Source organism: Nostocoides sp. F2B08 (assembly GCF_009184895.1).
Classification (GTDB): Bacteria; Actinomycetota; Actinomycetes; order Actinomycetales; family Dermatophilaceae; genus F2B08.
This window is the reverse complement of the sequence record NZ_WESE01000004.1, coordinates 471,804-497,991: the sequence shown is the minus strand read 5'-3', so window position 1 is coordinate 497,991 and position 26,188 is coordinate 471,804. Positions and strand designations below refer to the sequence as shown.

Sequence of the window (26,188 nt, the reverse complement as noted above, 5' to 3'; positions counted from 1 at the left end):
TGATGAGTGGGACATTCCTACCACGGGGGCCCGTCGAGCGCTCGTCGAACTGAGAACGCGCACGTGGGCGGGGATTTCGCCGCGTCAGCCGGTCGGCAGGACCTCGTCCCGCGAGGTCCGTCGGACGAGGACCAGGACCCCCACAGCGAGCCAGACGGCGGGGAAGCCGAGCGTCCACCCGGAACGCAGGAGTGCCACCGCCGGCTGGCTCACGACGGTGCTGGTCTCGGACGCGCCATCGGGCCCGCTCAGCTCGCAGGTGAACCGAGGAGGCCAGATCGACGACGTCTGCGTGCTCGCGCCATAGCCCTGCTCATCCGCGACGAGGAGGCACCGGTCCTCGAGCCCGCGGGCGATCCCGAAGACGCCGATGACCCAGACGAAGAGCCCGACAAGGATCCACCCCACTGCCTTGAGAACGATCCCCGACGTGGTGCCCATGCACTGCAGGGTAGGCCCCCAGCGCGATCGGCGCATGGCATGGTGCAGCCGTCGGAGGGAGGATCTCGGCGGAGCTCGCGGTGTCACCCGAGCCCGAAGGACGCCGCCGGCTGGGAGGGTGCTCGAGCGGACCCGTCGGCCTCAGTCGCGCTCCCGCTCGAGCTCGCGGCGGTAGCCGGCGGCGGCGATGACGGAGCAGAGGACGAACCAGCCCGCGACGACAGCGGCGCTGAGCGCGGGGTCGGTCGCCTGCGGCAGGCCGAAGGCGAGACGGTCGGCCTCCGACGGCGCCATCGCGCCCCAGGCGAGCTGGCCGAAGTGGTACGTCGGGAGGAAGGGGGCGATGTCCTGCAGCACCTGCGGCAGCGACGAGAGCGAGAAGAAGAAGCCGGACATGAAGGCCAACGGCAGGAAGACGAGGTTGACGATCGTCGTCGCAGCCTTGGGACGGACCCAGTACGCGATCGCGGCGCCCATCGGCGAGAACGCGACGGTCCCGAGGACGAGGACCCCGACGGTCCGGAGCAGCGCGTCGACCTCGAAGTTCGCCTGCCCGGCGGTGGCCGCGAGAGCGATGAGGCCGCCGATGATGGCGAGGATGAAGACGACGTTGAGGGCGAGCTTGCCGGTGAAGTACAGCCACATCGGCATCGGGGTCGCCCGCAGTCGGCGCAGCCAGCCCTTCTGACGCTCGGTCGCGAGCTCGGCGCCGAAGGAGAACAGCGCCTGTGAGACGACGCCGTAGCACGCGAAGGATACGAAGAGTATGGCCGTCACGGTCGTGCCCTCGGGCAGGCTGGAGCCGGCGTTCGGCAGGCCGAACATCGCGTAGAGGATGATCGGCAGGACGACGACGCCGATGAAGTACTCGGGCATCCGCCGGTAGCGGACGACCTCGGAGCGCACCTGGGCGAGCAGCGCATACGGCGTGCCGCTGCCGGGGATCGCATCGGGTGAGGTGGTGCGGGGGTATGCGGTGGTGGCGCTCACAGCCGGGCCTCCAGTCGGTCGGTGGTCAGGGGTTCTTCGGCGGGTGCCGCGTCGCGGCCGGTGAGGTGGACGAAGGCGTCCTCGAGGGAGCCTTCGGCGACGGTCAGGTCGGCGACCTCGTGGCCGGCGGCGAAGAGCTCACGCAGCACGGTCTCGGCGGAGACGACCTGGAGGCGCAGGGCACGGGTCCCGGCGACGACGTTGATGCCGCCCGGGCTCCGGTCGCTAGGGGGTTGGTCGAGGGCTGCGACGTCGCGGACGTCGGGCAGCGAGCGCAGCCAGGGCTCCGGAGCGTCGGTGCGCAGGGTGAGGGTGCGCCCCGGTACGAGCTGCTTGATCCGCGCGGGCGGGCCGTCGGCGACGATGGCGCCGGAGGCGATGACGACGACCCGCTCGGCGAACTCGTCGGCCTCGGCGAGGTTGTGGGTGGAGAACAAGATGGTCTTGCCGAGTGAGGCGAATCCCGAGACCTGGTGCCAGAACTCGCGCCGCGCGGTGACGTCGAGCGCGGCGGTCGGCTCGTCGAGGAACAACAGGTCGGGGTCGCCGGCGATGGCGAGCGCGAACGACAGGCGCTGCCGCTGGCCGCCGCTCAGCTGGGTGACCCGTCGGTCGGCGGACGGCCCGAGGTCGGCTCGCGCGAGGACGTCCTCGGTGCGCAGCCGCGCGGGGTAGTAGGCGGCGACGAGGTCGATGATCTCACGCACGGTGAGGCTCTCGGGGGCGTCGGTGTCCTGGAGCATCGCGCCGACGCGCGAGCGCACGGCCCGGCTCTGCGGGTCGCCGCCGAGGACCCGGACGCTGCCGCGGGTCGGGCGGCGCAGGCCGAGGAGCATCTCGATGGTCGTCGTCTTGCCGGCGCCGTTCGGGCCGAGGACGGCGGTGACCTGCCCGCGCGGGACGTCGAGGTCGATCGCGTCGACGGCCCGTACCGCGGCGTAGTCCTTGCCCAGTGAGCGGGCTTCGATGGCGTTCATGGCTGCCTTCCGATGTGCGTGTGCGGCGTGGTTTCGGTGATGAGATCGACGCTACGGAGCGGCCGGCGCCCGGCGTCAGTGCCGCTCGTCACGACCTCGGTGAGGGCGGTCGTGACCTCGGGCAGGGGTGGCCCCATGACTTCCGGCACGGGCGGCGGTCGGGGCGTTCGACCTACCCTGGACGGCATGAGCGAGCAGGCCCAGGGCGGCGAGCACGTCGGGCTCGAGCGCACGGCCGGTGTGGCGGGCGGGCTCACCTATGCGATGGTCGGCCTCCTGCCGGTCCTCATCGACCTGTCGATGGCGTGGCAGTGGTGGGCGCTGTGGGCCGTTGGGATCCCGGTGTTCCTCGTCGACGTGCTCCTCGACCTGACCCAGCGGTGGGCCCGCCTGCTCCTGGTCCCGATGGTCGCCATCGGCAGTGCCATGTATGCGGTGGAGCCGCTCTACGGGTTCGGCGGGGTGCCGCTCGTCATCACTGCGGCGAGCGCGGGGCTGGTCCTGCCGCTGTCCGGTGGGCTCGCGGTCGTCGGCCTCCAGAGCGCGGTCATGTTCGGGATCGGCTGGCGCGTCGAGCAGGAGGGCGGTCTCATCGCCGCGGTGTTCTATCTCGGCCTGCAGGTCTTCGCAGTCATGACCGGGCAGATCGCGAGGCGGGAGAGTGCGGCACGACAGCGGATCGCCGAGGTGCACGAGAGCCTGCGCACGGCGCACACCGAGCTCGCCAGGGCGCACGCCGAGCTGGAGGCCGCGCAGATCCTCCTCGCCGAGAACTCCCGCACCGAGGAGCGGCTGCGGATCTCACGCGACCTGCACGATCTCGTCGGCCACCAGCTGAGCGCGCTCGCCCTCAACCTCGAGGTCGCCTCGCACGTCGCCGACGGCGCCGCGGTCGAACCGGTGCAGCGCTCGCGGGTCATCGCCAAGGACCTGCTGGCCGACGTGCGCCATGTCGTCAGCCGGTTGCGCGAGGAGCCGCCGGACCTGCGCTCGGCCGTCGACGCGGTGGCGGCGCAGCTGCCTCGGCCGACCGTCCATGTCGACATCCCCGACGAGTTCGAGATCCCGTCGCCTGCGGTCCGGGACGCCGTCGTTCGCAGCGTCCAGGAGGCGCTGATCAACAGCGTGCGGCACTCCCGCGCCGACAACGTCCGCGTCACCGTGCGCAGGAGTGGTGGCGGCAGCGGCCCCGGGCTCGTGGCAGAGATCGTCGACGACGGGGTGGGCGCGGCCCGCCTGACCCCGGGCAACGGGCTCACCGGGATGCGCGAACGGGTCGAGGCCCTCGGCGGGCTGGTCGCCGTCGACGGCACCGGGGGCTTCCGGGTCACCATCGAGGTGCCGGACATCACCGCCGCCGACATGGCGCCAGACGCCACCTCGGAGGTGCTGCGGTGATCCGCGTTCTCCTCGTCGACGACCAGACCCTCGTGCGGGCCGGCATCCGCAGCCTGCTCTCGCTCGCCGAGGACGTCGATGTCGTGGGCGAGGCGGGTGACGGGCAGGCTGCGCTCGACCTCATCGCGGACACCCAGCCGGACGTCGTGCTGCTCGACCTGCGCATGCCCGTCCTGGACGGGATCGGGACGCTGCGGGGTCTGCGCGCTGCGCGGCATCGGCCGGCGGTTCTCGTGCTGACGACGTTCGATGACGACGACGAGGTCCTCGCCGCGCTACGCGAGGGCGCGCAGGGCTATCTCCTCAAGGACGTCACGCTCGAGGCACTCCTGGAGGCGATCCGCACTCTCGCCGACGGAGGTCAGCACATCCAGCCGGCGGTCAGCTCGCGCCTGCTGCACCGGTTGGCCGCGGGCGGGACGACCGGTCACGGTCCCGACGATACGCCTCGGCAGGAGGAACTCACCGAGCGTGAGGTCGACGTCCTGCGCCTGATGGCGGCCGGATGGTCGAACCGCGAGATCGCCGCAGGACTGCACCTGGCCGAGGGCACCGTGAAGAACCACGTGTCCTCGATCCTGCTCAAGCTCGGCGTCCGCGACCGCACCCGCGCCGTGCTCCGGGCCCTCGAGACGGGGCTGGTCGATCGGGCCGGCTGAGGCGGGCGCGCCGGACGACGGCGGCGGAGAGGGCGGATCGGAGGAACGCCGAGAAGCCTTCGATAGCGCAGTAGCGTTGAGTCGCCGGGAATCCCCGGACCACGGCACGACCTCCGGAGACATTGCTCATGTGGGAGTGGTACGGCGAGAACGTCGTCGGCACGGGACGGTCCGCCGCCCTGTGGATGCTGCTCGGGTTCCTCGTGACGTATGCCGTCACCCGCACGATCACGGTCCGGATCCGGAAGCGCAAGGAGTCCGGCACCGACGAGGAGACCGGCCCGATCAAGGATGTCCACATCGGTGGGGTTCACGTGCACCACCAGGTCTGGGGGATTCTTCTGGTCCTCGTCGTGGGGCTGCTGACCTTCCGGTTCAGCCCGGACTCCCCGTGGATCGAGGTGCTCGCTGCCCTATTCGGCGTTGGTGCGGCCCTGGCGCTCGACGAGTTCGCCCTGTGGCTGCATCTCGAGGACGTCTACTGGTCCCAGGAGGGCAAGAAGTCCATCGACGCGGTCATGATCGCTGCGGTGTTCGGGCTGGTTCTCCTGATCGGCACCTCTCCGATCGGGGTCGACGAGCAGGAGGTGTCCTCGGCGGGCGTCTGGGTGACAGCGATGGTGGTGCTGCTCCATGTCGGGATCTGCGTCATCTGCATGCTCAAGGGCAAGCTGGTGATCGGTATCGCCGGGCTGCCACTGCCCTCCGTCTCCTTGTTCGGTGCGGTCAGGCTGGCCAAGCCGGAGTCGTTCTGGGCGCGACGCTTCTACGGGGAGAGGAAGATGGCGCGGGCGGCTCGGCGGCACAGCCGCTACGAGACCCGCCGACTCGCACTGCGGGACCGCCTCTTCGGGGCCTGAGGCCTCTTCTGTGTAGGTCTGCACCGACCTGCGCCGACCTGCGCCGACCTGCACCGGGCCGTCACGGAGGTCGGACGGGAGCTTCGGTGGGCCACCGCGAGCCCGGCCCGATCAGGCTCCTGACGGCTCGTGCGAGGGTGGGAGAACGAGGATGTCTCGGCGTGGTCCTACATCGTCGGCGCGGATCTCACCGCGGACCAGATCGCGACGATCCGCACAGCGGTGGACGACCTGCCACGGTCGTGAGTCGGACCCGGGGCGAGAGTCTCCAGGACCGGGGGCGAGAGTCTCCGGCAGGTATGCGCCGGTCGGGTCATGCGCAAATCCCCAGCCCGCGTCGCGAGTCGTCACCCCGGGCTCGTTGTGTCATGGAGACACGCTGATGCTTGGGTCTGTCACCCGGCGTGTCTCCATGACACAACCGCTCGGGTGGGCGGGAGCGGAGGTGACCGGGGCATCGACGTCGGGGAACGAGCGGTCGCCGAAGAGGATGCGCCGGGCGATGGCGAGGCCTGCGGGAAGCCGTGCCGCGCGACTCCCGCCGCGGGCCAGCCCACGTGCCGTCCATGAGGTTGTGACGAAGAACCCTTTGCTGTCGAGAGTCGGCAGGTCTAGCGTGTGCCTCGGACGATGACGTCCATTGGTGCGAGCAAGAGTGGAGTCCGACAGAGTGGTGTACGACGATCCCGGTGAGCGTGTCCTGCTGACGTAGGTGCGGTCACCGCGTGATCCTTCGAGTGATCTCTCACAACCGACTCGAAGAAGGGCACCACGATGACCGCATCTCCCAGTATTGACCCTGCCGCGTTCCTGCAGGAGCAGCTGGCTCAGGCCAGTCCCGACTTGCTGCGCGAGTTGTTGACGACGTTCGTGAACGCGCTGCTGTCCGCGGACGCGGACGCAGTGTGCGGCGCGGCCTATGGGCAACGCAGCGATCAGCGCACGAACCAGCGCAACGGCTACCGGCGCCGGGAGTGGGACACCCGTGCCGGCACCGTGGAGGTCGCCATCCCCAAGCTGCGCAGTGGCTCCTACTTCCCGGAGTGGCTGCTGGAACGGCGCCGCCGGGCGGAGTCGGCGCTGATCTCGGTGGTGGCGACCTGCTACCTGTTGGGGGTCTCGACCCGCCGGATGGACAAGCTGGTTCAGTCGTTGGGGATCACCGGCCTGTCCAAGTCGCAGGTCTCGGAGATGGCTGCCTCCCTCGATGAGGAGGTCGCCGCGTTTCGGACCCGGCCGCTGGATGCCGGTCCGTACACGTTCGTGGCCGCCGACGCCTTGACGATCAAGGTGCGTGAGGGCGGTCGGGTGGTCAAGGTCGCGGTCATGATCGCCACCGGCGTCAACGCCGACGGCTACCGCGAAATCCTTGGCGTGCAGGCATCGTCGAGCGAGTCCGGTGCCGGCTGGCTGGGCTTCTTCCGCGATCTGGTGGCTCGTGGCCTGTCCGGGGTCGCCCTGGTCACCTCCGACGCCCACGCCGGACTGATCGAGGCGATCGGGGCGACGCTACCGAACGCGTCCTGGCAGCGGTGCCGCACCCACTACGCCGCCAACCTGATGTCGGTCACGCCGAAGTCCGCGTGGGGCTGGGTCAAGGCGCTGCTGCACAGCGTGTACGACCAACCCGACGCCGAGGCCGTCCACGCCCAGTTCGACCGCGTCCTCGACGCCCTCACCGACAAGCTCCCCCAGGTCGCCGACCACCTCGAGAACGCCCGCGCCGACATCCTGGCGTTTACCGCCTTCCCCAAAGAGGTGTGGCGACAGATCTGGTCAAACAACCCCAACGAGCGCCTCAACCGAGAGATCCGCCGCCGCACCGACGTCGTCGGGATCTTCCCCAACCGTGAGGCCGTCATCCGCCTCATCGGCGCCGTCCTGGCCGAGCAGCACGACGAGTGGGCCGAACAACGCCGCTACCTCGGCCTTGAAGTCCTCGCTCGCTGCCAAGCCGTCCTGCACGCCACCGCCAGCGAGGAGGAGCCCACCATCATCGGCGCCATCAGCGCCTAACTCCCCACCTTGAAGGATCACCCTCGTACACCACGCCCCCGGACTTGACCCGAGCAAGGAGTGCCGCCATGAGCGACAAGGCCCCCAAGCGAATCCATGAGCGCGGAGGAATCGACGCGGACATCGAGGGGGCCGAGTACTTCGAGAAGCGCCAGCTGGAGGGAGGCGTGGCCGGATGGCTGCTCCTCGCCGGCCTGGGCGTCGCCTACGTCATCTCGGGTGACTTCGCCGGCTGGAACTTCGGCCTCGGCGAGGGAGGTTGGGGCGGTCTCCTCATCGCCACCGTCATCATGGCCATCATGTACCTGTTCATGGTGCTGGGGCTCGCCGAGCTGTCCTCGACGATCTCGACCACGGGCGGCGGCTACGCGTTCGCTCGCCGGGCCATGGGACCCTGGGGTGGATTCCTCACCGGCACAGCGATTCTCATCGAGTACGCGATTGCACCCGCCGCGATCGCGAACTTCATCGGCGCGTATGTCGAGTCGCTGACGGGCTTCGACGTCGGGTGGGTCGTCTTCGCCGTCTTCTACGCGATCTTCGTGGGGCTGCATCTGTGGGGAGTCGGCGAGGCCCTCAAGCTCATGTTCGGCATCACCGCGATCGCTGTGGTCGCCCTCGTGGTGTTCGTCGCATCGGCCATCCCGAAGTTCGACGCCGCCAACCTGACCGACATCCCCGTGACGGACGCCTTCGGTGCCAGCGCCTTCCTGCCGTTCGGTCTGATCGGGATCTGGGCTGCACTGCCCTATGCCATCTGGTTCTTCCTCGCCGTCGAAGGCGTGCCGCTGGCGGCCGAAGAGTCCAAGAACCCCGCCAAGGACATGCCCAAGGGCATCATCGGCGCGATGCTGGCCCTGATCCTCTTCGCGTTCTCGATCCTCATCGTCGCGCCCGGCGCCTCCGGGGCCAACTACCTGATGGAGTCGGGCAACCCCCTTGTCGAAGCGCTCGAGGCGCCGGCCGCCTGGGGTGGTCAGAACCTGGCGAGCCAGTTCATCAACGTGGTCGGGCTCCTCGGTCTGATCGCGAGCTTCTTCTCGATCATCTACGCCTACTCGCGCCAGACGTTCGCGCTGTCGCGGGCCGGCTACCTTCCCCGGTTCCTGTCCCTGACCGGGCGGAGGAAGACGCCCTACGTCGCGCTCATCGTCCCCGGGATCATCGGGTTCGTCATGGCAGTGCTGAACCAGGGTGACCTGCTCATCCTCGTCGCGGTCTTCGGCGCCACGATCTCCTACATCCTGATGACCCTGTCGCACATCATCCTGCGGATCAAGGAGCCCGAGCTGGCCCGGCCGTACCGCACTCCCGGAGGCATGATCACCACCGGCATCGCGTGCGCCCTGGCCGTTGTGGCGCTGATCGCCGGGTTCCTGGTCGACACGCGGGTGGTCGCGATCACCGCGGCGGTCTACCTGGTCGCCATCGCCTACTTCGGCCTCTACAGCCGGCACCACATCGTGGCCTCGGCCCCGGAGGAGGAGTTCGCGCTGATCGAGTCCTCCGAGTCCGAGCTGCACTGACATGCGTATCGCGCGAGTCGTCGGGTCAGCGGTCTCGACCGTGAAGGACGTGAGCCTGACGGGGCACAAGCTGCTCCTGGTCCAGGAGACGGACCCCGAGAACACCGTCACGGGACCGGTGTTCGTCGCCGTCGACGTCGTGGGCGCCGGGTCGGGCGAGCTCGTGCTCGTCGCCGAGGGCAGCGCCGCACGCCACAGCGCGACAACGAACGGGCAACCCGTGGACGCCGTGATCATGGGGATCCTCGACTCACTCGAGGTGGATGGACGCGTCACCTTCAGGAAGAGCTGAGGCCTCGATGGCCGGCGTCCAACGGGAGGTCCTCAGTGTGGGGATCGACGTGGGGACCACCACCACCCAGGTGGTCTTCTCGCGCCTGATCCTGCACGACGTCGCCCGACCCGGCCAGGTGCCGCGGATCCAGGTGGACGAGAAGTCGGTGGTCTATCGGGGCGAGGCGCATCCCACCCCCCTGACCGCGCCCGACGTCGTCGACGCCGAAGCCTTGGCGGCCCTGGTCCGGGACGAGTACGACGCGGCTGGGGTCTCTCCCGCCAGCATCGAGACGGGGGCGGTGATCATCACCGGCGAAACGGCGCGCACGAGGAACGCCGACGCGATCCTGCGCGCGCTCTCCGCGAACGCCGGGGACTTCGTGGTCACCATCGCCGGTCCCAACGCCGAGGCCCAGATCGCCGGGCGCGGTTCGGGAGCCGCCCGCTGGTCCGCGGATCACTACGAACAGGTCACGAGCATCGACATCGGTGGCGGGACGTCGAACGCCGCGGTGTTCAAGGTCGGTCGTCACCTGTGCTCCTCCGCCCTCGCCGTAGGCGGGCGCCAGATGGAGATCGACGATCGCGGCACGGTGCTCCGGATCGCGCCTCCGGGGCAGACGATCGTCGACGAGTTCGGACTGGGTCTGAAGGAGGGACGGGCCGCGACCCTCGAGGAGCTGCGGGCGTTCTGCGACGTCATGGCCGATCTCGTCGTCGACCTCGCCACGGGTCAGGAGGTGCGGGTCGGGCACGGGGTGCAGCTCACCCCGCCCCTGACGGGTGCGGATGCCTCCTCCTCGATATTCCTCACCGGCGGGATCGGCTCCTGCTACTACGAGCGGCTGCCCGTGACGACGTTGGGCGAGGTGGCCCGCTACGGCGACGTGGGGCCGCTGCTTGCAGACTCCCTGCACCGCAACGAGCGTCTCCGTCAGCTGAACGTCCGAGAGCCACCCGAGACGCTGCGCGCCACGGTGCTCGGAGCGGCCGCGCAGACGGTCACCCTGAGCGGCTCCACGATCTGGGCGAACCGCGACATCCTGCCCCTGCGCAACCTGCCCGTCCTGCGTCCGGCGTTGCCGGGACGCGGTGGCGGCCCGCCGTTCGCCGCCTCGGTGCGGGAGGCGATGGCGCGGTGGGACCTCGACCAGGACGCCGATGCGGCCATCGTCGTGGACCTTCCCACCGAGCTCGGCTACCCGGCGCTCCAAGCCGTCGCCGCCGAGATCGTGGCATTCCACGATGCCGGCCACGGCGAGCGTCCCCTCGTCCTGGTCCTGCAGCAGGACTATGCGCAGGTGCTGGGCCAGACGATCCAGGGCATCCGCCCAGGGATCCCCCTCCTGGTGGTCGACCAGGTCGGTCTCGGCGAGGGCGACTTCATCGACATCGGCCTGCCCGTCCTGGACGGTCGCGCAGTCCCGCTGTCCATCAAGACGCTGGTGTTCTATGACTGAGTCGGCCGTCTCGGGAAGGAGCGTGTCCCCATGCAGCTAGCCGCGACGCTCTTCGGCACCCGCTACCAGTTCCGCGACATCAAGGACCTCCTCGCCAAGGCCAACGAGGAGAAGTCCGGGGACCAGCTCGCCGGTGTCGCGGCCGAGAGCGCGGCGGAGCGGATGGCCGCCCGGTTCGTCCTCGCCGAGGTCACGCTGGAGACCCTGCGCGCCAACCCGGCAGTCCCCTACGAGGAGGACGAGGTCACCAGGGTCATCGACGACGCGGTCAACGAGGCCGTCTTCGCGGAGATCAAGGGTATGCAGGTCGGTGAGCTGCGTGAGTGGCTGCTGGCCGACACGACGACCGAGGCGATGATCAAGCGCCTCAGCAACGGCCTGACCGCGGAGATGGTCGCCGCCGTGACCAAGCTGATGTCCAACATGGACCTCATGCTCGCGGCCAGCAAGATCAAGGTCGTCAAGCATGCCAACAACACGATCGGACTGCGCGGCACACTGGGGTCACGGTGCCAGCCCAACAACCAGACGGACTCGGTCGAGGGGATCAGGGCCGCGGTCTATGAGGGACTGAGCTTCGGATCCGGCGACAGCGTCATCGGCATCAACCCGTCCGACGACTCGTTGGGCAGCGTCTCTCGTCTCCTCGAGATGACCCACGAGATCATCACCCGCTGGGAGATCCCCACCCAGAACTGCCTGCTGGCCCACGTCTCCACCCAAATGGAGGCCATGCGCAAGGGTGCGCCCGTGGGCCTGGTCTTCCAGAGCCTGGCCGGCTCCCAGAAGGGCAACGAGTCCTTCGGCATCGATGTCGCCATGCTCGACGAGGCGAACGCTCTCGCGAAGCGGTACTCGGTGGTCACCGGTCCCAACCACATGTACTTCGAGACCGGTCAGGGAGCCGAGCTCTCCGCCGATGCCCACCACGGAGCCGACCAGGTCGTCATGGAGGCCCGGTGCTACGGCCTGGCCAAGCGATACGACCCCTTCCAGCTCAACACCGTCGTCGGGTTCATCGGCCCGGAGTACCTCTACGACTCCACCCAGATCACGCGGGCCGGGCTCGAGGACCACTTCATGGGCAAGTTGACCGGGATCTCGATGGGCGCCGACGTCTGCTACACCAACCACGCCCGGTCCACCCAGAACGAGCTGGAGAACCTCGCCGTCCTCCTCGGAGCCGCCGGGGTCAACTACATCATGGGGATACCGATGGGTGACGACTCCATGCTGAGCTACCAGAGCTCGAGCTACCACGACGCCCCCAGCCTCCGGCAGCTGCTCGGGCTCCGACCCCTGCCGGAGTTCGAGGCATGGATGGAGGACCTCGGGCTGATGCGGGACGGCCGACTGACGGAGAAGGCCGGCGACGCGTCCTTCTTCCTGGGCAGGTAGGAGCGCAGCATGAGCACGGGCGCATTCTCCACCGACGAGCTCCGCAGCATCGTCGCGGAGGTTCTCGCCGAGCTCGCCGGTGCCGGCGACGCGACGAAACCCGCTTCGGCGGCGCCCTCCTCCCGTCCAGCGGCCCGGGCTGAGTCTTCGTCGGAGAGGACGGCCACGGGCACGGGCGGGGGCGGGACCAACGTCAACATCGAGGTCTCCGATCCCACGGTCCCGGAGGAGCGGCACCGCATCGGCGTCAAGGACCCCGCCAACCCCAGCGGCCTGGTCAACCTCGCGGCGTCGACGTCGGCGCGTCTCGCCGTCGGCCGCGCCGGACCCCGGCCCCCCACCCGCAGCGTGCTGCTCTTCGGCGCCGACCACGCGGTGACCCAGGACGCCATCTTCGGGGACGTGCCCACCGAGCTGCTCGAGCGGTTCGGGCTGTTCACCGTGCAGACGCGGGTCACCAGCCAGGACGAGTTCCTGCTGCGTCCGGACCTCGGCCGAGAGCTGGACGACGACGCGCGGCGAATGGTCCAGGAGAAGTGCACCAAGAAGCCGCAGGTCCAGATCGTCGTCGGCGACGGCCTGTCAGCCGCCGCGGTCACCAACAACCTGCCGCAGATCTACCCCGTGCTCGAGCAGGGTCTGCGCGATGCCGGCCTCACCCTCGGGACACCGTTCTTCGTGCGGTTCTGCCGGGTGGGCGTGATCAACGACATCAACGACATCGTCGGGGCCGATGTCGTCATGCTGCTCATCGGGGAGCGGCCCGGCCTCGGCGTGGCGGATGCGATGAGCGTCTACTCCGGGTGGCGGCCGACCGCCGGCAAGACCGACGCGCACCGTGACGTGATCTGCATGATCACCGAGAACGGTGGCACCAACCCGCTGGAGGCGGGTGCCTTCGTGGTCGAGCACGTCAAGAAGGTCATGAAACACCAGGCCAGTGGGGTCGAGTTGCGTCTCGAAGAGAGCGGGAGTCGGTGATGGCCGTCCTGGACCCGATCAAGCCCACGATCCTCGCCACGAGGATCATCCCCAACGTGGACCGCGCGCTCGCCGCCAAGCTCGAGCTGACCCCAGCCCAGCGCAGCCTGGCGATCGTCACCTGCGACATCGACGACAGCCTGTACGTCTCGCTCGATGAGGCCACGAAGATGGCTGACGTCGAGGTCGTGTACGCGCACAGCTTCTACGCCGGTTCGGCGCACGCATCGGGTCCGCTCTCGGGGGAGATCATCGGCATCCTCGCCGCTCCCTCGCCGGCCGAGGCGCGGGCCGGGCTGACGGCCTGCGTCGACTACGCCGAGCAGGAAGCGTGGTTCCACGCCGCCGACGACGCCGGTGAGCTCGGCTTCTTCGCCCACCCGATCTCGCGGACCGGCCGCTACCTGAGCAAGGAGGCCGGCATCCCCGAGGGAACCCCGATGGCCTACCTGATCGCCCCGCCACTCGAGGCGACGTATGCGCTGGACGCAGCCCTGAAGGCTGCCGAGGTCGAGTTGCAGGTGTGGTTCCCGCCGCCGTCCGAGACCAACTTCTCCGGTGGCTTCCTCGTCGGCACCCAGAGCGCCGTCGTGGCAGCGTGCGCCGCGTTCCGCGACGCCGTCCTCGAGGTCGCGGCCCGTCCGCGGGAGGTGTGATGTCGCACGTAGAGCTCGACAGCGACCTGAGGTCGATCCAGGAGGCCCGGCGGCTCGCCCTCGCTGCGCGCGCGGCCCAGCGGGAGTTCGCCCACGCGTCCCAGGACGAGGTGGACCGGATCTGCGCGGCGATGGCCGACGCGGTGTACCGGGACGCGGCACGCCTGGGGCAGCTGGCCACCGACGAGACCGGCTACGGCGTCCCGGAGCACAAGCGGATCAAGGTGGAGTTCGCCTCCCGCACGGTGTGGGAGTCCATCCGCGACATCCCCACGGTCGGCGTGCTCCGTCGCGACGACGACAAAGGGATCGTCGAGATCGGATGGCCGGTCGGGGTGGTCGTCGGGCTGTGCCCGTCGACGAACCCGAACTCGACCGCCGTCTACAAGGTGCTCATCTCGGTCAAGGCCCGCAACGCCTGCATCATCGCGCCGCACCCCTCGGCCAAGGCCTGCACGTACGAGGCCGTGCGCCTGATGATCGAGGCGGGAGAGCGGGCCGGGATGCCGCGTGGGCTGGTCGGCTGCATGCAGGAGGTCAGCCTCCCCGGCTCCCAGGAGCTGATGCGGCACTACGCCACCTCGATGATCCTGGCCACCGGCGGCACCCCGATGGTGCGAGCGGCGCACAGCATGGGCAAGCCCGCACTCGGCGTGGGACCCGGCAACGTGCCGGTCTACGTCGACCGCTCGGCCGACGTCCTGGCGGCGGCCACCGCGATCGTCAATAGCAAGGCCTTCGACTCGTCGACCATCTGCGCGACCGAGCAGTCCGTCGTCGTCGACGCCCCGGTGGCCGACCAGCTGCGCGCCGAGATGGAGCGCCTGGGGGCGCACTTCGTCACCGCGAGCGAGAAGGCCGCGCTCGAGCGGACCGTCTTCAACCCCGGTGGGGGCATGAACCCGGCGGCGGTGGGCAAGACGCCCCAGGCGCTGGCCGCCCTGGCCGGGATCGAGGTCCCGCCGAGCGCCCGGATCCTCGTGGCGGAGCTCGCGGGTGTCGGGCGTGAGGAGCCGCTCAGTGCCGAGAAGCTCACCACCGTGCTCGGCTGGTATGTCGAGGACGGGTGGCGCGCCGGCTGCGAGCGCTCGATCGAGCTGCTGCGCTTCGGCGGGGACGGGCACTCCCTGGTGATCCATGCGACCGATGACGCCGTCATCATGGCGTTCGGGTTGGAGAAGCCGGCCTTCCGGATCCTCGTCAACACCTGGGGCACGCTCGGGGCGATCGGGGCGACGACCGGTGTCATGCCCGCGATGACCTTGGCACCCGGAGGCATCGGTGGAGCCGTCGTCAGTGACAACATCACGGTGACCCACCTCTTGAACGTCAAACGCCTCGCCTTCGCCCGGCAGGAGCCGCCGCCCGGCGCATACCACCATGCCCCCGACGTCCGCGGTGCCCCACGGCACACCACGTCCGGAACGGGCGGCACCGCGTCGCCCGACAGGGGCCGGCGGCAGACCGCGCCCCCGGCGAGCGAGGACCAGGTGGATCGCATCGTCCGCCGCGTGCTCGGCGAGCTGGGAGGTGGCCCATGACCGGACGTCAGGGCATTCGCGGGCCCGCGCCGCCGGTCGGCGAGCGATGGCCACCGGTGACGAGACGGCCCACCCAGCAGACGCATACCCCACAACCCCGGCAGCACCACAGTGAGAGGACACTCCAGTGACAAACCCCCAGATGATCGCCCTCGGCATGATCGAGACCCGCGGACTCGTCGGCTCGATCGAGGCCGCCGACGCGATGGTGAAGGCGGCGAACGTGACCCTGATCGGCAAGGAGCAGATCGGCGGCGGCTACGTGACCGTGATGGTCCGCGGTGATGTCGGGGCGGTCAAGGCCGCCACCGACGCCGGCGCCGCCGCCGCGCAGCGCGTCGGTGACCTAGTCAGCGTTCACGTGATCCCGCGCCCGCACAGCGACGTGGAGTTCATCCTTCCCGCGCAGAACACGGACGTCTCCTCAGCCGCGTCGAAGTGAACCCGCTGGTCCGCGAGGAGGAATAGGACGCAGCGGTGAGTCGCCGGGTCCACACCGCCGACGATGTGCTCGCCGTCGCCCACCGGGGCGACACCGAGCTCGTCGTCATGCCTGGAGATCTGGTCACACCGCTGGCCCGGGATGTGGCCAGTGACAGAGGGATCCGGATCACCGAACGGGCGGCCGAGCGGGGCGACGTCGACGGGTCGGTGGGCGGCGGCCCCGCACCACTCCGGCACGTGTCCGGGGTGAACCTGGTGGCGCTGAACCCATTCCCGGTGGACCTGCACCGGCCGGACATGGACGTGCGACTGCTCGACGTGGTGACCTCGGAGCACGGGATGCCGATGGCGGCGGGCGTGATGAGCCTGCGGGCGGGCTCGTTCCCGTGGACCCTGGACTACGACGAGGTCGAGTACGTCATCGAGGGCGAGCTGCACATCACCACCGCGACCCAGCAGGCCATCGGGCGTCCCGGCGACGTCATCGCGGTGCCGAAGGGATCGTCGATCACCTTCGGCACACCGTCATGGGCCAAGTTCCTCTACGTGACCTACCCGGCCGACTGGAGCTCGTGATGGATGCTCCGAGGCTGCGCGACGCCATGGCCGCTCTCGACGCGTCGATGGTGCCGACCCCGCTCGACACCCCTCCCGTGCTGGTCAAGGGCGGCGTGGATCTCGGGACGGCGTATGTCGCGCTCGTGGCGCTGGACGCCGACGACCGGCCGTTGGCCGCCGCATACGAGGCTGCGGACGTGGTGCGCGACGGCGTCGTCACCGACTTCGTGGGTGCGGTCGATGTCGTGCAGCGGCTCAAACACCAGGTGGAGGAGCGCCTCGGAGTGGCGCTGCCGGGCTCACACGGAGCGTTCCCGCCGGGGGTGGAGGCGGGCTCGGTGCGGGCGGTGCGCCACGTGATCGAGTCGGTGGGGATGGAGTGCACCGGACTGGTCGACGAGCCGAGCGCAGCCAACGCCGTGCTCCGGTTGCGCGACGGAGTCGTCGTCGACATCGGCGGAGGCACGACCGGCATCGCGGTCGTGCAGGACGGGACGGTGGTCCACACGGCCGACGAGCCCACCGGCGGCACGCACCTCACCCTGGTCATCGCCGGCGCGCTCGGCATCCCCATCGACGAGGCCGAGCGGATCAAGAAGGACCCTGCCGAGCAGCCACGGCTCTTCCCGCTCATCCGCCCCGTGATGGAGAAGGTCGCCTCCATCGTCTCGAGCAACACCCGCGGCTGGCCCACGCCGCGCGTGTACCTCGTCGGCGGAAGCGCGGCCTTCCCCGGCTTCGCCGAGGTGGTGTCACAGGCGTCCGGCCTCGACGCGGTGGTCCCGGTGGCGCCGCTGTTCGTCACTCCGCTCGGCATCGCGCGCACCGCCCCCGCCCTCGAGGTGGGCTACCGATCGGTCTCCCGATGAAACCCCGGCGGGCACCTGACGTGCCCGGCCCGACAGACCCCGACAAGGAGAAGAGTTCCCATGGCCGATGAGTTCGAGCTGCGGGCCTACTGCTATCTCGACAGGATGCAGCCGCAGTACGCCTCCTTCGTCGGGACCGTGACGCAGGGTGACCTCCCAATCGAGGGGATGGCCGCGCTCTATGTCGAGATGGCGCCCGGCAACCATGTCTTCCGGGTGGTCGACGTCGCCGTCAAGGCGACGATGTCCCGCCCGGGTGCGCAGATCGTCGAGCGCCAGTTCGGCATGTTCGAGCTGCACTCGGAGTCCCAGGCCGAGGTGCTGCAGGCCGGCGAGGCCGTGCTGCGCGAGCTCGACCTCGACGTCGCCGCCCGCAAGAAGCCGCAGATCGCCTCGATGCAGGTCATCACCAACGTCAGCCCGTACCAGTCCCAGCTGCTCAACCGCTTCACCCGGGGCATGATGCTCGTCGCCGGGCAGACCATGCTCGTGCTGGAGTGCACTCCGGCGGCCTACATCAACCTCGCGGCCAACGAGGCCGAGAAGGCGGCGGCGGTCAACCTCATGCATGTCACCTCGGTCGGCGTCTATGGCCGGCTCTGGATGGCCGGCACCGAGGCGGACATCCTCGCGGCGCGCAACGCGGCCGTCTCGGCACTGGAGGCCATCGATGGCCGCGAATGACCCACAGCCTCGGCCCGACCGGGCAGGGCGACGCCGCTTCATCACCCGCACCCACGTCGAGGATGCCGCGCGCTCCGGTTCCGCGGTCCACGTCGGCGGGCGTGACGTCGTCACCGACGAGGCCGCCCAGCGCGCGGAGGACCTCGGGGTGCGGATCGTCCGGGAGCAGGCCGCTCCCTCCAGGGCGGCCGACGCACCCATGCCGGGCGGCGCCGCGCCGGCACCGGCGCCGGACGAGCTGAGGGCCGCGGTTCGCCGGGCTGTCGTGGCCGAGCTCGGACGGGAACCGGAGGGCTTGACGGCCGCCATCGACAAGGCGATGAGACGCCGCGGGCACTGACCGACGTCCCCGCCGCGGTGTCGATGCTGCTCGCCGGTGCACCGTGACTCGACGAGGGATGGTGTCACGCACGTTTCCTTGGCTGGATCGTGCCTGACACCATCCCTCGTCGGGGAGGGCGTGCTCAGTGCTGAGGGCGTACTCAGTGCGTGAGGACGAGCGCGACGGCGATCGCCGTCATGACAACGGCGATGACTCCGTCGAGGACTCGCCAGGCCGCGGGTCGGGCGAACACCGGCGCGAGGGCCCGCGACGCGACCCCGAGAGCGGAGAACCACACCGTGCTCCCGAGGACCGCTCCGGCCGCGAAGGCCCAGCGCCCCTCGCCGTGAGTGGCGGCGACGGAGCCGAGGAGAACGACCGCGTCGAGGTAGACGTGCGGGTTGAGCCAGGTCAGTGCCAGCACCGTGCCCAGCACGGCGGCCCGACGACCGGCGCTCCCTGCGCCGGCCGTGGCAGCGGGTCGCTCCCGCACGAGGGTCGAACCCGTGCCGTCCACTCGAGTTGCCGTCGATCCGGGCAGGTCATCGGCCGCCGGGGCCGAGTAGCCACCCATCGCCGGCTCGGGGCAGCTGTCGAGGTCCAGGCTCGCCCCCGCCCCGGCCCCCTCGGGCCGGCGCACGGCCCTGCGGGCGGCGAGCACCGCATACGAGATGAGGAACGCTGCTCCGCCCCACGTGGCCGCGGTGGCCAGCCACGGCATTGCCGTGAAGAGCGCGCCCGCGCCGGCGACCCCCGCGACGATGAGCACGGCGTCGGAGATGATGCAGATGAGAACGACGGGCAGCACATGCTCACCGCGGATGCCCTGCCGAAGGACGAACGCGTTCTGGGCGCCGATGGCGACGATGAGGCCGAGCCCGAGGCCGAGACCGGCGAGGGCGGAGGTGAGGAGCTGTGCGGAGGTCATGCTGCGACGCTACGATCACATCCGTACTTAATCCAGTTCAGGTTTCTTAGCCATCATTAGTGAGATTGATGATTCCGTCCGAGCTCATCCAGACCCTGTCCGCAGTCGTCTCAGACGGCACCTTCGACGCCGCGGCGCGCAGTCTGCACGTGACACCGAGTGCGGTCAGCCAGCGCATCAAGGCGCTCGAACAGCGCGTGGGCCGCGTCCTCGTCGTGCGCTCCAAACCGGTGCGTCCGACCGAGGCCGGCGAGGCGCTGCTTCGCCTCGGGCAGCAGCTCGCGCTCCTGGAGCGGGAGACCCTGCGCGAGCTCGGCGCCGAGCGCGCCGACGACAGGCCGACGCCCATCCCCATCGCGGTCAACGCGGACTCGCTCGCGACGTGGATCCTGCCGCCGCTGGCGCGGGTCGCCGCGCGTGAGTCCATCGTCGTCGACCTGATCCGCGACGACCAGGACCACACGGCGGAGCTGCTCGCCTCCGGGTCCGTCATGGCGGCCCTCACGAGCAACGCCAGCCCCGTTGCCGGGTGCGTCTCGACTCCGCTCGGCCGGATGCGCTATCGCGCCTGCGCGACCCCGGGGTATGCGTCGCACTGGTTCCCCGACGGTCTCACCGCGGACGCGCTGGCCCGGGCGCCGCGGATCGACCTCGACCGCAAGGACACGGTGCAGGCGCGATTCCACCGCAGGATCTCCCGACGAGCGGCGAACCCGCCCCGACACTTCGTCCCCGCCTCCGCGGACTTCGCCGTGGCCGTCCGGCTCAGCCTCGGCTGGGCGATGCTCCCGGACGCGCACGCCGCCGCGGCGCTCGAGTCGGGCGAGCTCGTCGACCTCGCACCCGCCCGGCACCTCGACGTGCCGCTGCACTGGCAGCAGTGGAACCTGCGCTCGAGCCTCATCGACGCCGTCGCCGAGGAGGTACGCGCCGAGGCCCGTCGCGTCCTGATCTGAGCGCCTTGGCGTCGATCTCGCGAGGGAGTGCACCCGGCACTTCAGCTGTATGCGGTGCTCGCCTCACCCTCGACGCGACGAGAGATGGTTTCGGTGACGCTTTCGAGCCCGAAGCGTGCCCGACACCATCCCTCGTCGGGCTGGTCGACGTCGGGAGACGAGCGGTGGCCGGCTTCGTGGTCACACGTTCTCGGCGCGAGTCGTCTACCAGCACCGGACGTAGTTGCTGCGAGGTTCGGTCACCCCGGTGCAGTCAAAGAGGACGCGTCCATCGTCCGACGCCCGCCTCGACCGAGGCGGGACGGTGGTCTCCGTCTCCGCCGGCTATGTATGGGACGTCGGGTCCGGGGCGACCGCACGCATCGTCGAGGGGTTCGTGGGCCAGGATGTCGAGCTGTCTCCCGACGGGACGAGGTTCGTCATGCAGACCGGGATCGGCAACCCACGCGAGGTGCCCTTCACGCTCGGAGGGCTGTCGGTGCGCGATGTCGGCTCCGGTGCTGAGGTGGTCGCACTGTCGGGGGTGTGCACCGTTCACGCCCGAGCTGAAGGACCGGACATGTCCGCGTGTTCCGAGTTCCCCGAACCGCCGTTCTTCCTCTTCCACAGGGCGCTTCGATGGTCACCCGACGGGTCGATGATCGCCGCCGTGAGCAGTGAGGGACCGGTGGTCGTGTGGGACGCGGAGACGGGCGCGCTGCTGTTCGCGGATGCGGCTCCCGGTCTGGGTCGGGACCTGCTCTTCACCCCGGACTCCGCCGAGCTGCTGGTGTCGAGCGGGGACAACACGGTCCTCCGCATCTCCACGGAGACCTGGGAGATCGAGACGGTCGATGTGGAGGGCCTTGATGGAGCCTGGGCGCTGGGTCTGTTCGGCTACGTCGACGACGGCCGCGCGCTTCTCGCCGGCGGGACCTTCGCGGTGCAGGGCACGGGCGGGTCCCTGCACTGGCTGGACCCCGACACGCTCGAGCCCCTGCGCACCAAGCTCACCATCCACGACAGCCGGGTCAGCGCGGCGGCGATGCACCCGACCGGGTCTCGCCTGGCCACTGGCGGCGACGACGGGCTGGTGCGGGTCTGGGACACCGAGAGCGGCGAGATGCGCCATGAAGTGCCCCTCGACCACGGTCCGTTGCAGGGGGTGGCCTGGGTCGGCGAGCATCACCTCGCCGTCACGCCGCGCGACGGCAACCTGATCGTCGTCACGACGGACTCCGCGGAGCTGCTGCGAATCGGCCGGTCGGCTTTGACCCGTGGCTTCACCGCGGCCGAGTGCGAGCGGTTCGGCTTCGAGCACTGCCCGGTTCTCGCGGAGCTCAGGAACGACTCGACCGAGGGCCAGGCGGCGCTGGCGGGCACCTACCACTTGACCTGGGAGACCGAGGAGCTGCATGAGGCGATGGTCGCCGAATTCGAAGCGGCCGCCGGCGGCTCGCTGGATGACCGCTCGGTCGAGGAGCTGGAGATCTGGGCTTCCGACCTCGCCGCCAACCTGACCCTGGAACTGACGGACACCGGACGATACGTGGTGAGCCGCCCCGATCGGGAGGACCCGGTGTGCGTCGGGTCCTTCACCGTCGACGAGGGACGCGCGTCCTTCACCGTCGAGCGCGGGTACTGGTGCGAGCCGGAGCCGTACCGCTACTTCGAGGCCGGCTTCTCGCTCGACGACGGCGAGCTGCGCTTCACCGCGGACGGTTTCCGCGGATGGGTCGGCGAGCAGTTCGTGTGGACGAGCAAGCCGCTGCAGCGAGTCGACTGACCATGCCGAAGGACACATTCGATATGCGGCGCTCGCCTCACGTTCTCGGTGCACCTGCGTCGCTGGTTGCCACCCCCACCCCAGGCCGTTGTGTCATGGAGACACGCTGAATCCTCCCCACCGTCACCGGCGTGTCTCCATGACACAACCGCTCGGATCGGCGGGAGCGGAGGTGGCTGGGGCATCGACGTCGGGGAACGAGCGGTCGCCGAAGAGGATGCGCCGGGCGATGGCGCGGCCCGGTGGTGTGCGCAGCAGGCTGAAGCCCGTCTCGGTGAGCGCCGGGGTGCGGACGCTGGAGAGGCACGAGCGCAGGGCGATGCGCCCGCGGAAGTTGCTGCGCATGACGGCTCCGTCGTAGTGCCGCAGCGGCTCGGCGCTGCCGGTGCGCCGCGCCTCGTCGAGGACCGCGACCGCGTGGTCGGACAGGCGCAGGCAGGGGTCGAGTCCGCCTGCAGTGAGGGGTGAGACCGCGCCCGCCGCGTCGCCGACGAGGAGCCCGGCACTGCAGCCGATCCGGCGCAGCACGCCGCCGACGGGGATGGGCCCGCCGCGTCGCTCCAGCGGCTCGGGAGGCAGGTCAGGCGGCAGACCGGGGGCGCTGCGCCGGAACCGGGCGAGTGCCTCGGTGAGACCGCGCGGGAACCGGTCGGGATATCCGGCGACTCCGACATGGACGTGCTCGCCGTCGTCGACGACCCACGCGAGATAGCCCGGCGCCTGCGTGGGGTCGAGGACGCAGTGGAACGTCGGCGGCCCGCCCGCCAACCCGGTGCTCGCATAGACCTCCTCGGCACCGACGAGCATCCGGCGGTTGACGTCGAGCCCGAGCCGGCGCGCGACCTGCGAGCGGGCGCCATCGGCGCCGACGACGAACCGCGCCCGCACGGACAGCGGCGCGTCGGGTCCGTCCAACCCTGCGACGCCGTCCTCGTGGTGCACGAAGCGGGTGCGCAGCCGCATCCGCACTCCGGCGGCGAGGGCGGAGGAGGCGACCGACGCATACAGGCCGGGCATGTCTGCGACGCGGAACTCGTCCCGGTCGCTGCCCAGCTCGACCGGGCGACGCAGCGACGGCGGGTAGAGCACGGCCCGGCGGATGGGCGGGCCGAGGTGCTCCTCCGGGAGCGTGAAGTCGTCGAGGGTCTTGCGCACGAAGATGCCGGTCGTGCGGATGCCGGCGGTGAGGTCGGCGCGGCGCTCGGCGAGGAGGACGTCGTGGCCGAGCTCGGCGAGGCGGGTGGCGGTGTGCAGCCCGGCGAGGCCGGCCCCGACGACGAGGACGTCGGCCGTGAGGCTCTGGACTGTGATCATGTGTGCCTCGCTTCGGTCGTGTCGCCTCAGTGGCTGACTCGGAATCTACGGAGCGAGGGTGCGTCAGTTGGGGGAGGAAACGTGCAGGTCGTGTGCAGGTTCGGATGGCGGGTGTGCGGTGGTCGCCTCACGTCGTCGCCTTGACGGATGGTTGCGGTGGCGCCTTCGAGCCGGACGCGTGCTCAACACCATCCGTCGTCAGGGCGGTTCCGGCAGAACGACCTATCCAGGGCGGGCCGCCGGCGAAGTGGCATGATGATGGCATGACTCGCACACGGTTGAGCACCACGGTGGATGCCGACCTCCTGGCCGGCGCCCGCAAAGCGTCGGGCAAGCCCGACTCGGCGATGATCGACGACGCCCTCGCCGCTCTGCTCGCCCGGCATCGCGCAGCCGAGGTGGACGCGAGCTACGCCGCTTATGACTCGCACCCCCTCGACGAGCCGGACGAGTGGGGTGACCTGGCGTCGTTCCGTCGCGCGGCCGCGGCCTCATGACGGAGCTGCCCGCCCGAGGTGAGGTGTGGTGGTGCGAGATGGCTGAGATCGGTCGCAGACCTGTCGTCGTCCTCTCGCGGGACGCGGTCATCCCACGCCATCGACGCGCTCTGGTCGCGCCCTGCACGACGACCATCCGGGGCCTGCAGAGCGAGGTCGTCCTCGAGCCCGACGATGATCCGGTGCCACGGCGCTCGGCGGTCAACCTGGACTCCGTCGAGAGTGTCTCGCTCGGGATCCTCGTCGAGCGCCTGGGACGGCTGGCGGATGATCGAATGCGACAGATCTGCGCTGCGCTCGCCGTCGCCGTGGACTGCATGGACTGAGACTGTTTCCCGCACTCAGGATCCTCCCGACGTCACCCATCGAAGGTCCTCCTCCGCCCGCCGCCGGGCGGCCACCTCCCTTGCGAACAGCTCGTCGGTCTTCTCGAGCAGCAGGGTGTAGGGGCTTCCCGAACGGATCGTCCGGTGCGTCACGGGCAGACCGGCCTCGTCGATGAGGCGATGGATGGCCTGCCGCCGCGGTGCGGCCAGCGGCCAGGCGAGGGTCCGCTCGGTCGAGGAGGTGAGGAACCGGCCGAGCCGGTCCGCGTCGTCACCACCGGGGCTCTCCCAGGGGATGGACCAGTCGCCGGGGTCGCGCGGGGGCGCAGCGAGGCTCGCCTCGAGCCGCTCGCGTGCGTGCGAGGCGAGCGCCACTAGCGCAGGTGCCGACCCCACCACAGACCCGGCCGAGCGCAGAGCGGCGAACACAAGAGGCAGGGCCGAATCGCCGAGATCCCGTATGCGCGAGTCCAGTTCGCCGGCCCCCTCACCTGTCGAGACTGAGAGGACCGTGGCGAGCGAGGGCCCGAGCCGCTCGAGCTCCTCGGCACGACGTGCCGGATGCGTCATGGCACTGAGCGACTGCGCCTCCCCGGCCACCCACTCGCCCAGCGACACCGTGAGCCAGTCCGCAACGGCCGGCGCCCCCACGCCCCGCAGCCGCTCGCAGAGAACGGGCAGCACGGTCGCGACCCAGGTCCGCCGGTCCGGAGGCCCATCCCCGGGGCGACCAGCTCCGAAGCGAGCAGGACGCCGCCGGTCCCACTGCCGGGCCAGCGCTGTCCACCATGACTGCGGATAGACCTCATGCAAGGCCGCCAGCGACTCAGCGTTGTCGACGGTCAGCATCTCCAGGTGGAACGGCGCGAGCAGCTCGGCGGCCAACCCGGCGTCATCCAGCCCGCAGGCCACCTCGAGCGCGGGCGCGAGAAATGCCGGAGCGGCGGGCCCCCACTCCTTCACCAACGCCCGGGCCTCCTCGCGCGCCCGGTCGGGCTCACCCCCGCCGAGCGACTCCGCGATCCGGTCCAATGCCCAGCCGGGACTCGCCTCGGCGCGCATCCCGAAGCCCGCGTCGGGCGGCCAGACGAGGACCGCGCCCCGGCGATACCACCGCTCGACGGTGTTGCCGTAGTTGCCCATGTACCCCTCGTACTCACTGTCGTACGGGGTGAGCCGATGGGAGGGGGTGGGCGCGCATACCTCCTCGTCGTCCAGGGCGAGGGAGATCTCGCCGGCGCTGTCCCGGTCGGCCCACCACGTGAGGACCGTGTTGCCGTCGAGCACCTCACCGAGCTCGTAGTCCTCGTCGTCGAGATAGTCCTCGACGTCGGCGTCCCAGGTCTCGTCGATCTCCGCCTGGGCGAGCGCGCTCTCGAAACCTGCCGCCTCCGCCGCCGCCCGCACGAGCGCCACACGCTCGACGTCCTCGCCCTTGAGCCGGCCCGCGGTGAGGCCGCGGCGGCTGTACTCATGGTCGAGGAGCACGGCGAGGCGCTGCGGAGGGTCACTGTCCTTCGTGCCGTACGACAGGCGGACCGGCGTGTCGAAGTGCTCCCGCAGGAGCGCCGTCACCTGGTCGACCGGACCGGCCGGCTCGGCCTCGGGCGGCTCGTCGAGGAGGACGTTGAAGGTCAGCGCGGTCCGCCACCCGGAGCGCACCGGCAGCACCTCATGCCGGCAGTCCGGATAGAAGGCGACGAGGGTGAGCTCGTACGTCGACCCGGTGTAGACCTTGGAGTTCCCCTGGTCGCTGACGAGGAGCTCGCCGCCGGAATGGCTCGAGGGGAGCATGACGACGAGCGTCGCGACCATGGCGTCGTGCTTCTCGGAGTCCTGGTGCGGCGCGAAGTGCTGGTCCTTGCCGTAGACGAGCAGCGCGTGCAGCTCAGCGCGCAGTCGCCGCGGGTCGCGGATGCCGAGCCGGGTCCCGAGCGTCTCGAGCGCCTCGGCCAGACCGGCCTGCCAGCGGTCGCCCGCGAGCGTGACCCGGTCAGGCGTGATCTCGCCGGTGTCGCGCACCGAGGCGTCGAGCAACGTGTCCTCGCCCCGCCCGAAGTGCGCGGGTGTGGAGGCGGCGACGAGCTTCCTGGCGAGAGGCGCGCGCACCGGCAGCGGAACGGTGCCAACGCCGTCGACGTGCAGGTCGAGCACCTCTGCGGGCAGGCGCACCATGGCGCTTTGCGAGGTCTTCTCGCCGGCACCCGCGAGGAGCCTCGCCAGGTGCGCCCGTGCGGGGATCGCCAAGGGTGTGTTCCGTTCTCGTGTGGTTGCTGGACGTCGTCGGTATGCGCGGCTCGGGCCCGCGCTCTTGTCACCTTCGGGGTGCTCGGTGCGAGCCTGCCA

26 protein-coding genes are annotated in these 26,188 nt (G+C 70.3%); 20 read left to right on the top strand and 6 right to left on the bottom strand.

The window, feature by feature from the left end:
* Nucleotides 1-84: 84 nt before the first annotated feature.
* The 3 genes from GA707_RS12140 to GA707_RS12130 form a co-directional block, all read right to left on the bottom strand.
* Complete coding sequence (locus GA707_RS12140; protein ID WP_152178680.1) at nucleotides 85-441, bottom strand: hypothetical protein; 357 nt, start codon at nucleotides 439-441, stop codon at nucleotides 85-87.
* Nucleotides 442-582: 141 nt separating this feature from the next.
* The gene (locus GA707_RS12135; protein ID WP_152178679.1) at nucleotides 583-1,431 is read right to left on the bottom strand and encodes an ABC transporter permease; all 849 of its coding nucleotides are present in this window, start codon (nucleotides 1,429-1,431) and stop codon (nucleotides 583-585) included.
* Entirely contained in the window at nucleotides 1,428-2,408 is a 981-nt protein-coding gene (locus tag GA707_RS12130) for an ABC transporter ATP-binding protein (protein WP_152178678.1), read from the bottom strand. The genes GA707_RS12135 and GA707_RS12130 overlap by 4 nt, the downstream gene beginning before the upstream one ends.
* A gap of 186 nt (nucleotides 2,409-2,594) precedes the next feature.
* On the opposite strand from GA707_RS12130, the gene GA707_RS12125 reads away from it, so the two are divergent.
* The 16 genes from GA707_RS12125 (at nucleotide 2,595) to GA707_RS21640 (ending at nucleotide 18,074) form a co-directional block, all read left to right on the top strand.
* A complete protein-coding gene (locus GA707_RS12125) occupies nucleotides 2,595-3,806 on the top strand; it encodes a sensor histidine kinase (protein ID WP_193315309.1) in 1,212 nt (403 codons plus the stop codon).
* Entirely contained in the window at nucleotides 3,803-4,465 is a 663-nt protein-coding gene (locus GA707_RS12120) for a response regulator transcription factor (RefSeq protein ID WP_152178676.1), read from the top strand. Before GA707_RS12125 ends, GA707_RS12120 begins: the two co-directional genes overlap by 4 nt.
* 128 nt (nucleotides 4,466-4,593) lie before the next feature.
* Nucleotides 4,594-5,325 (top strand): hypothetical protein, encoded by a 732-nt coding sequence (locus tag GA707_RS12115; protein WP_152178675.1) that lies wholly within the window; start codon nucleotides 4,594-4,596, stop codon nucleotides 5,323-5,325.
* A gap of 774 nt (nucleotides 5,326-6,099) precedes the next feature.
* Complete coding sequence (locus GA707_RS12110; protein ID WP_152178674.1) at nucleotides 6,100-7,341, top strand: IS256 family transposase; 1,242 nt, start codon at nucleotides 6,100-6,102, stop codon at nucleotides 7,339-7,341.
* 68 nt (nucleotides 7,342-7,409) lie between these two features.
* Complete coding sequence (gene eat / locus GA707_RS12105) at nucleotides 7,410-8,867, top strand: ethanolamine permease (protein WP_152178673.1); 1,458 nt, start codon at nucleotides 7,410-7,412, stop codon at nucleotides 8,865-8,867.
* Between the two features lies 1 nt (nucleotide 8,868).
* Nucleotides 8,869-9,159, top strand: coding sequence for a EutN/CcmL family microcompartment protein (locus GA707_RS12100; RefSeq protein ID WP_152178672.1), 291 nt, complete (start codon nucleotides 8,869-8,871; stop codon nucleotides 9,157-9,159).
* Between the two features lie 7 nt (nucleotides 9,160-9,166).
* Nucleotides 9,167-10,603 (top strand): ethanolamine ammonia-lyase reactivating factor EutA, encoded by a 1,437-nt coding sequence (locus GA707_RS12095; RefSeq protein ID WP_152178671.1) that lies wholly within the window; start codon nucleotides 9,167-9,169, stop codon nucleotides 10,601-10,603.
* A 30-nt stretch (nucleotides 10,604-10,633) separates the two neighbouring features.
* A complete protein-coding gene (locus tag GA707_RS12090; RefSeq protein ID WP_152178670.1) occupies nucleotides 10,634-12,001 on the top strand; it encodes an ethanolamine ammonia-lyase subunit EutB in 1,368 nt (455 codons plus the stop codon).
* Nucleotides 12,002-12,010: 9 nt separating this feature from the next.
* On the top strand, nucleotides 12,011-12,982 hold the full coding sequence (gene eutC / locus GA707_RS12085) for an ethanolamine ammonia-lyase subunit EutC (RefSeq protein ID WP_152178669.1): 972 nt from the start codon (nucleotides 12,011-12,013) through the stop codon (nucleotides 12,980-12,982).
* Nucleotides 12,982-13,638, top strand: a complete 657-nt coding sequence (gene eutL / locus GA707_RS12080; RefSeq protein WP_152178668.1) for an ethanolamine utilization microcompartment protein EutL — start codon at nucleotides 12,982-12,984, stop codon at nucleotides 13,636-13,638. The genes eutC and eutL overlap by 1 nt, the downstream gene beginning before the upstream one ends.
* The gene (locus GA707_RS12075; RefSeq protein ID WP_152178667.1) at nucleotides 13,638-15,179 is read left to right on the top strand and encodes an aldehyde dehydrogenase family protein; all 1,542 of its coding nucleotides are present in this window, start codon (nucleotides 13,638-13,640) and stop codon (nucleotides 15,177-15,179) included. The genes eutL and GA707_RS12075 overlap by 1 nt, the downstream gene beginning before the upstream one ends.
* A gap of 142 nt (nucleotides 15,180-15,321) precedes the next feature.
* Nucleotides 15,322-15,621, top strand: a complete 300-nt coding sequence (gene eutM / locus GA707_RS12070) for an ethanolamine utilization microcompartment protein EutM (RefSeq protein WP_152178790.1) — start codon at nucleotides 15,322-15,324, stop codon at nucleotides 15,619-15,621.
* A gap of 35 nt (nucleotides 15,622-15,656) precedes the next feature.
* Entirely contained in the window at nucleotides 15,657-16,199 is a 543-nt protein-coding gene (locus GA707_RS12065; RefSeq protein ID WP_152178666.1) for a cupin domain-containing protein, read from the top strand.
* Entirely contained in the window at nucleotides 16,199-17,050 is an 852-nt protein-coding gene (gene eutJ, locus GA707_RS12060) for an ethanolamine utilization protein EutJ (protein ID WP_152178665.1), read from the top strand. The genes GA707_RS12065 and eutJ overlap by 1 nt, the downstream gene beginning before the upstream one ends.
* A gap of 60 nt (nucleotides 17,051-17,110) precedes the next feature.
* Nucleotides 17,111-17,734 carry a hypothetical protein gene (locus tag GA707_RS12055; RefSeq protein ID WP_152178664.1) on the top strand — a complete coding sequence of 208 codons (624 nt, stop codon included), beginning with the start codon at nucleotides 17,111-17,113 and terminating at the stop codon, nucleotides 17,732-17,734.
* A complete protein-coding gene (locus GA707_RS21640; protein WP_152178663.1) occupies nucleotides 17,721-18,074 on the top strand; it encodes a hypothetical protein in 354 nt (117 codons plus the stop codon). The genes GA707_RS12055 and GA707_RS21640 overlap by 14 nt, the downstream gene beginning before the upstream one ends.
* 142 nt (nucleotides 18,075-18,216) lie before the next feature.
* Here GA707_RS21640 and GA707_RS12045 read toward each other — a convergent pair whose 3' ends face one another.
* Nucleotides 18,217-18,984: a LysE/ArgO family amino acid transporter gene (locus GA707_RS12045; protein WP_152178662.1), complete on the bottom strand. Its 768-nt coding sequence runs from the start codon at nucleotides 18,982-18,984 to the stop codon at nucleotides 18,217-18,219.
* 68 nt (nucleotides 18,985-19,052) lie between these two features.
* Here GA707_RS12045 and GA707_RS12040 point away from each other — a divergent pair, with 68 nt between their 5' ends.
* Both GA707_RS12040 and GA707_RS12035 read left to right on the top strand, forming a co-directional pair.
* Nucleotides 19,053-19,940, top strand: a complete 888-nt coding sequence (locus tag GA707_RS12040) for a LysR family transcriptional regulator ArgP (RefSeq protein WP_152178789.1) — start codon at nucleotides 19,053-19,055, stop codon at nucleotides 19,938-19,940.
* Nucleotides 19,941-20,244: 304 nt separating this feature from the next.
* On the top strand, nucleotides 20,245-21,705 hold the full coding sequence (locus GA707_RS12035; RefSeq protein WP_152178661.1) for a WD40 repeat domain-containing protein: 1,461 nt from the start codon (nucleotides 20,245-20,247) through the stop codon (nucleotides 21,703-21,705).
* Between the two features lie 123 nt (nucleotides 21,706-21,828).
* On the opposite strand, the gene GA707_RS12030 is transcribed toward GA707_RS12035, so the two are convergent.
* A complete protein-coding gene (locus GA707_RS12030; protein WP_152178660.1) occupies nucleotides 21,829-23,019 on the bottom strand; it encodes an NAD(P)/FAD-dependent oxidoreductase in 1,191 nt (396 codons plus the stop codon).
* Nucleotides 23,020-23,282: 263 nt separating this feature from the next.
* On the opposite strand from GA707_RS12030, the gene GA707_RS12025 reads away from it, so the two are divergent.
* Nucleotides 23,283-23,516: a DUF2191 domain-containing protein gene (locus tag GA707_RS12025; protein ID WP_152178659.1), complete on the top strand. Its 234-nt coding sequence runs from the start codon at nucleotides 23,283-23,285 to the stop codon at nucleotides 23,514-23,516.
* Complete coding sequence (locus GA707_RS12020) at nucleotides 23,513-23,842, top strand: type II toxin-antitoxin system PemK/MazF family toxin (protein ID WP_152178658.1); 330 nt, start codon at nucleotides 23,513-23,515, stop codon at nucleotides 23,840-23,842. The genes GA707_RS12025 and GA707_RS12020 overlap by 4 nt, the downstream gene beginning before the upstream one ends.
* A 15-nt stretch (nucleotides 23,843-23,857) precedes the next feature.
* On the opposite strand, the gene GA707_RS12015 is transcribed toward GA707_RS12020, so the two are convergent.
* Nucleotides 23,858-26,089: a 2OG-Fe(II) oxygenase gene (locus GA707_RS12015; RefSeq protein WP_193315308.1), complete on the bottom strand. Its 2,232-nt coding sequence runs from the start codon at nucleotides 26,087-26,089 to the stop codon at nucleotides 23,858-23,860.
* Between the last annotated feature and the right edge of the window lie 99 nt (nucleotides 26,090-26,188).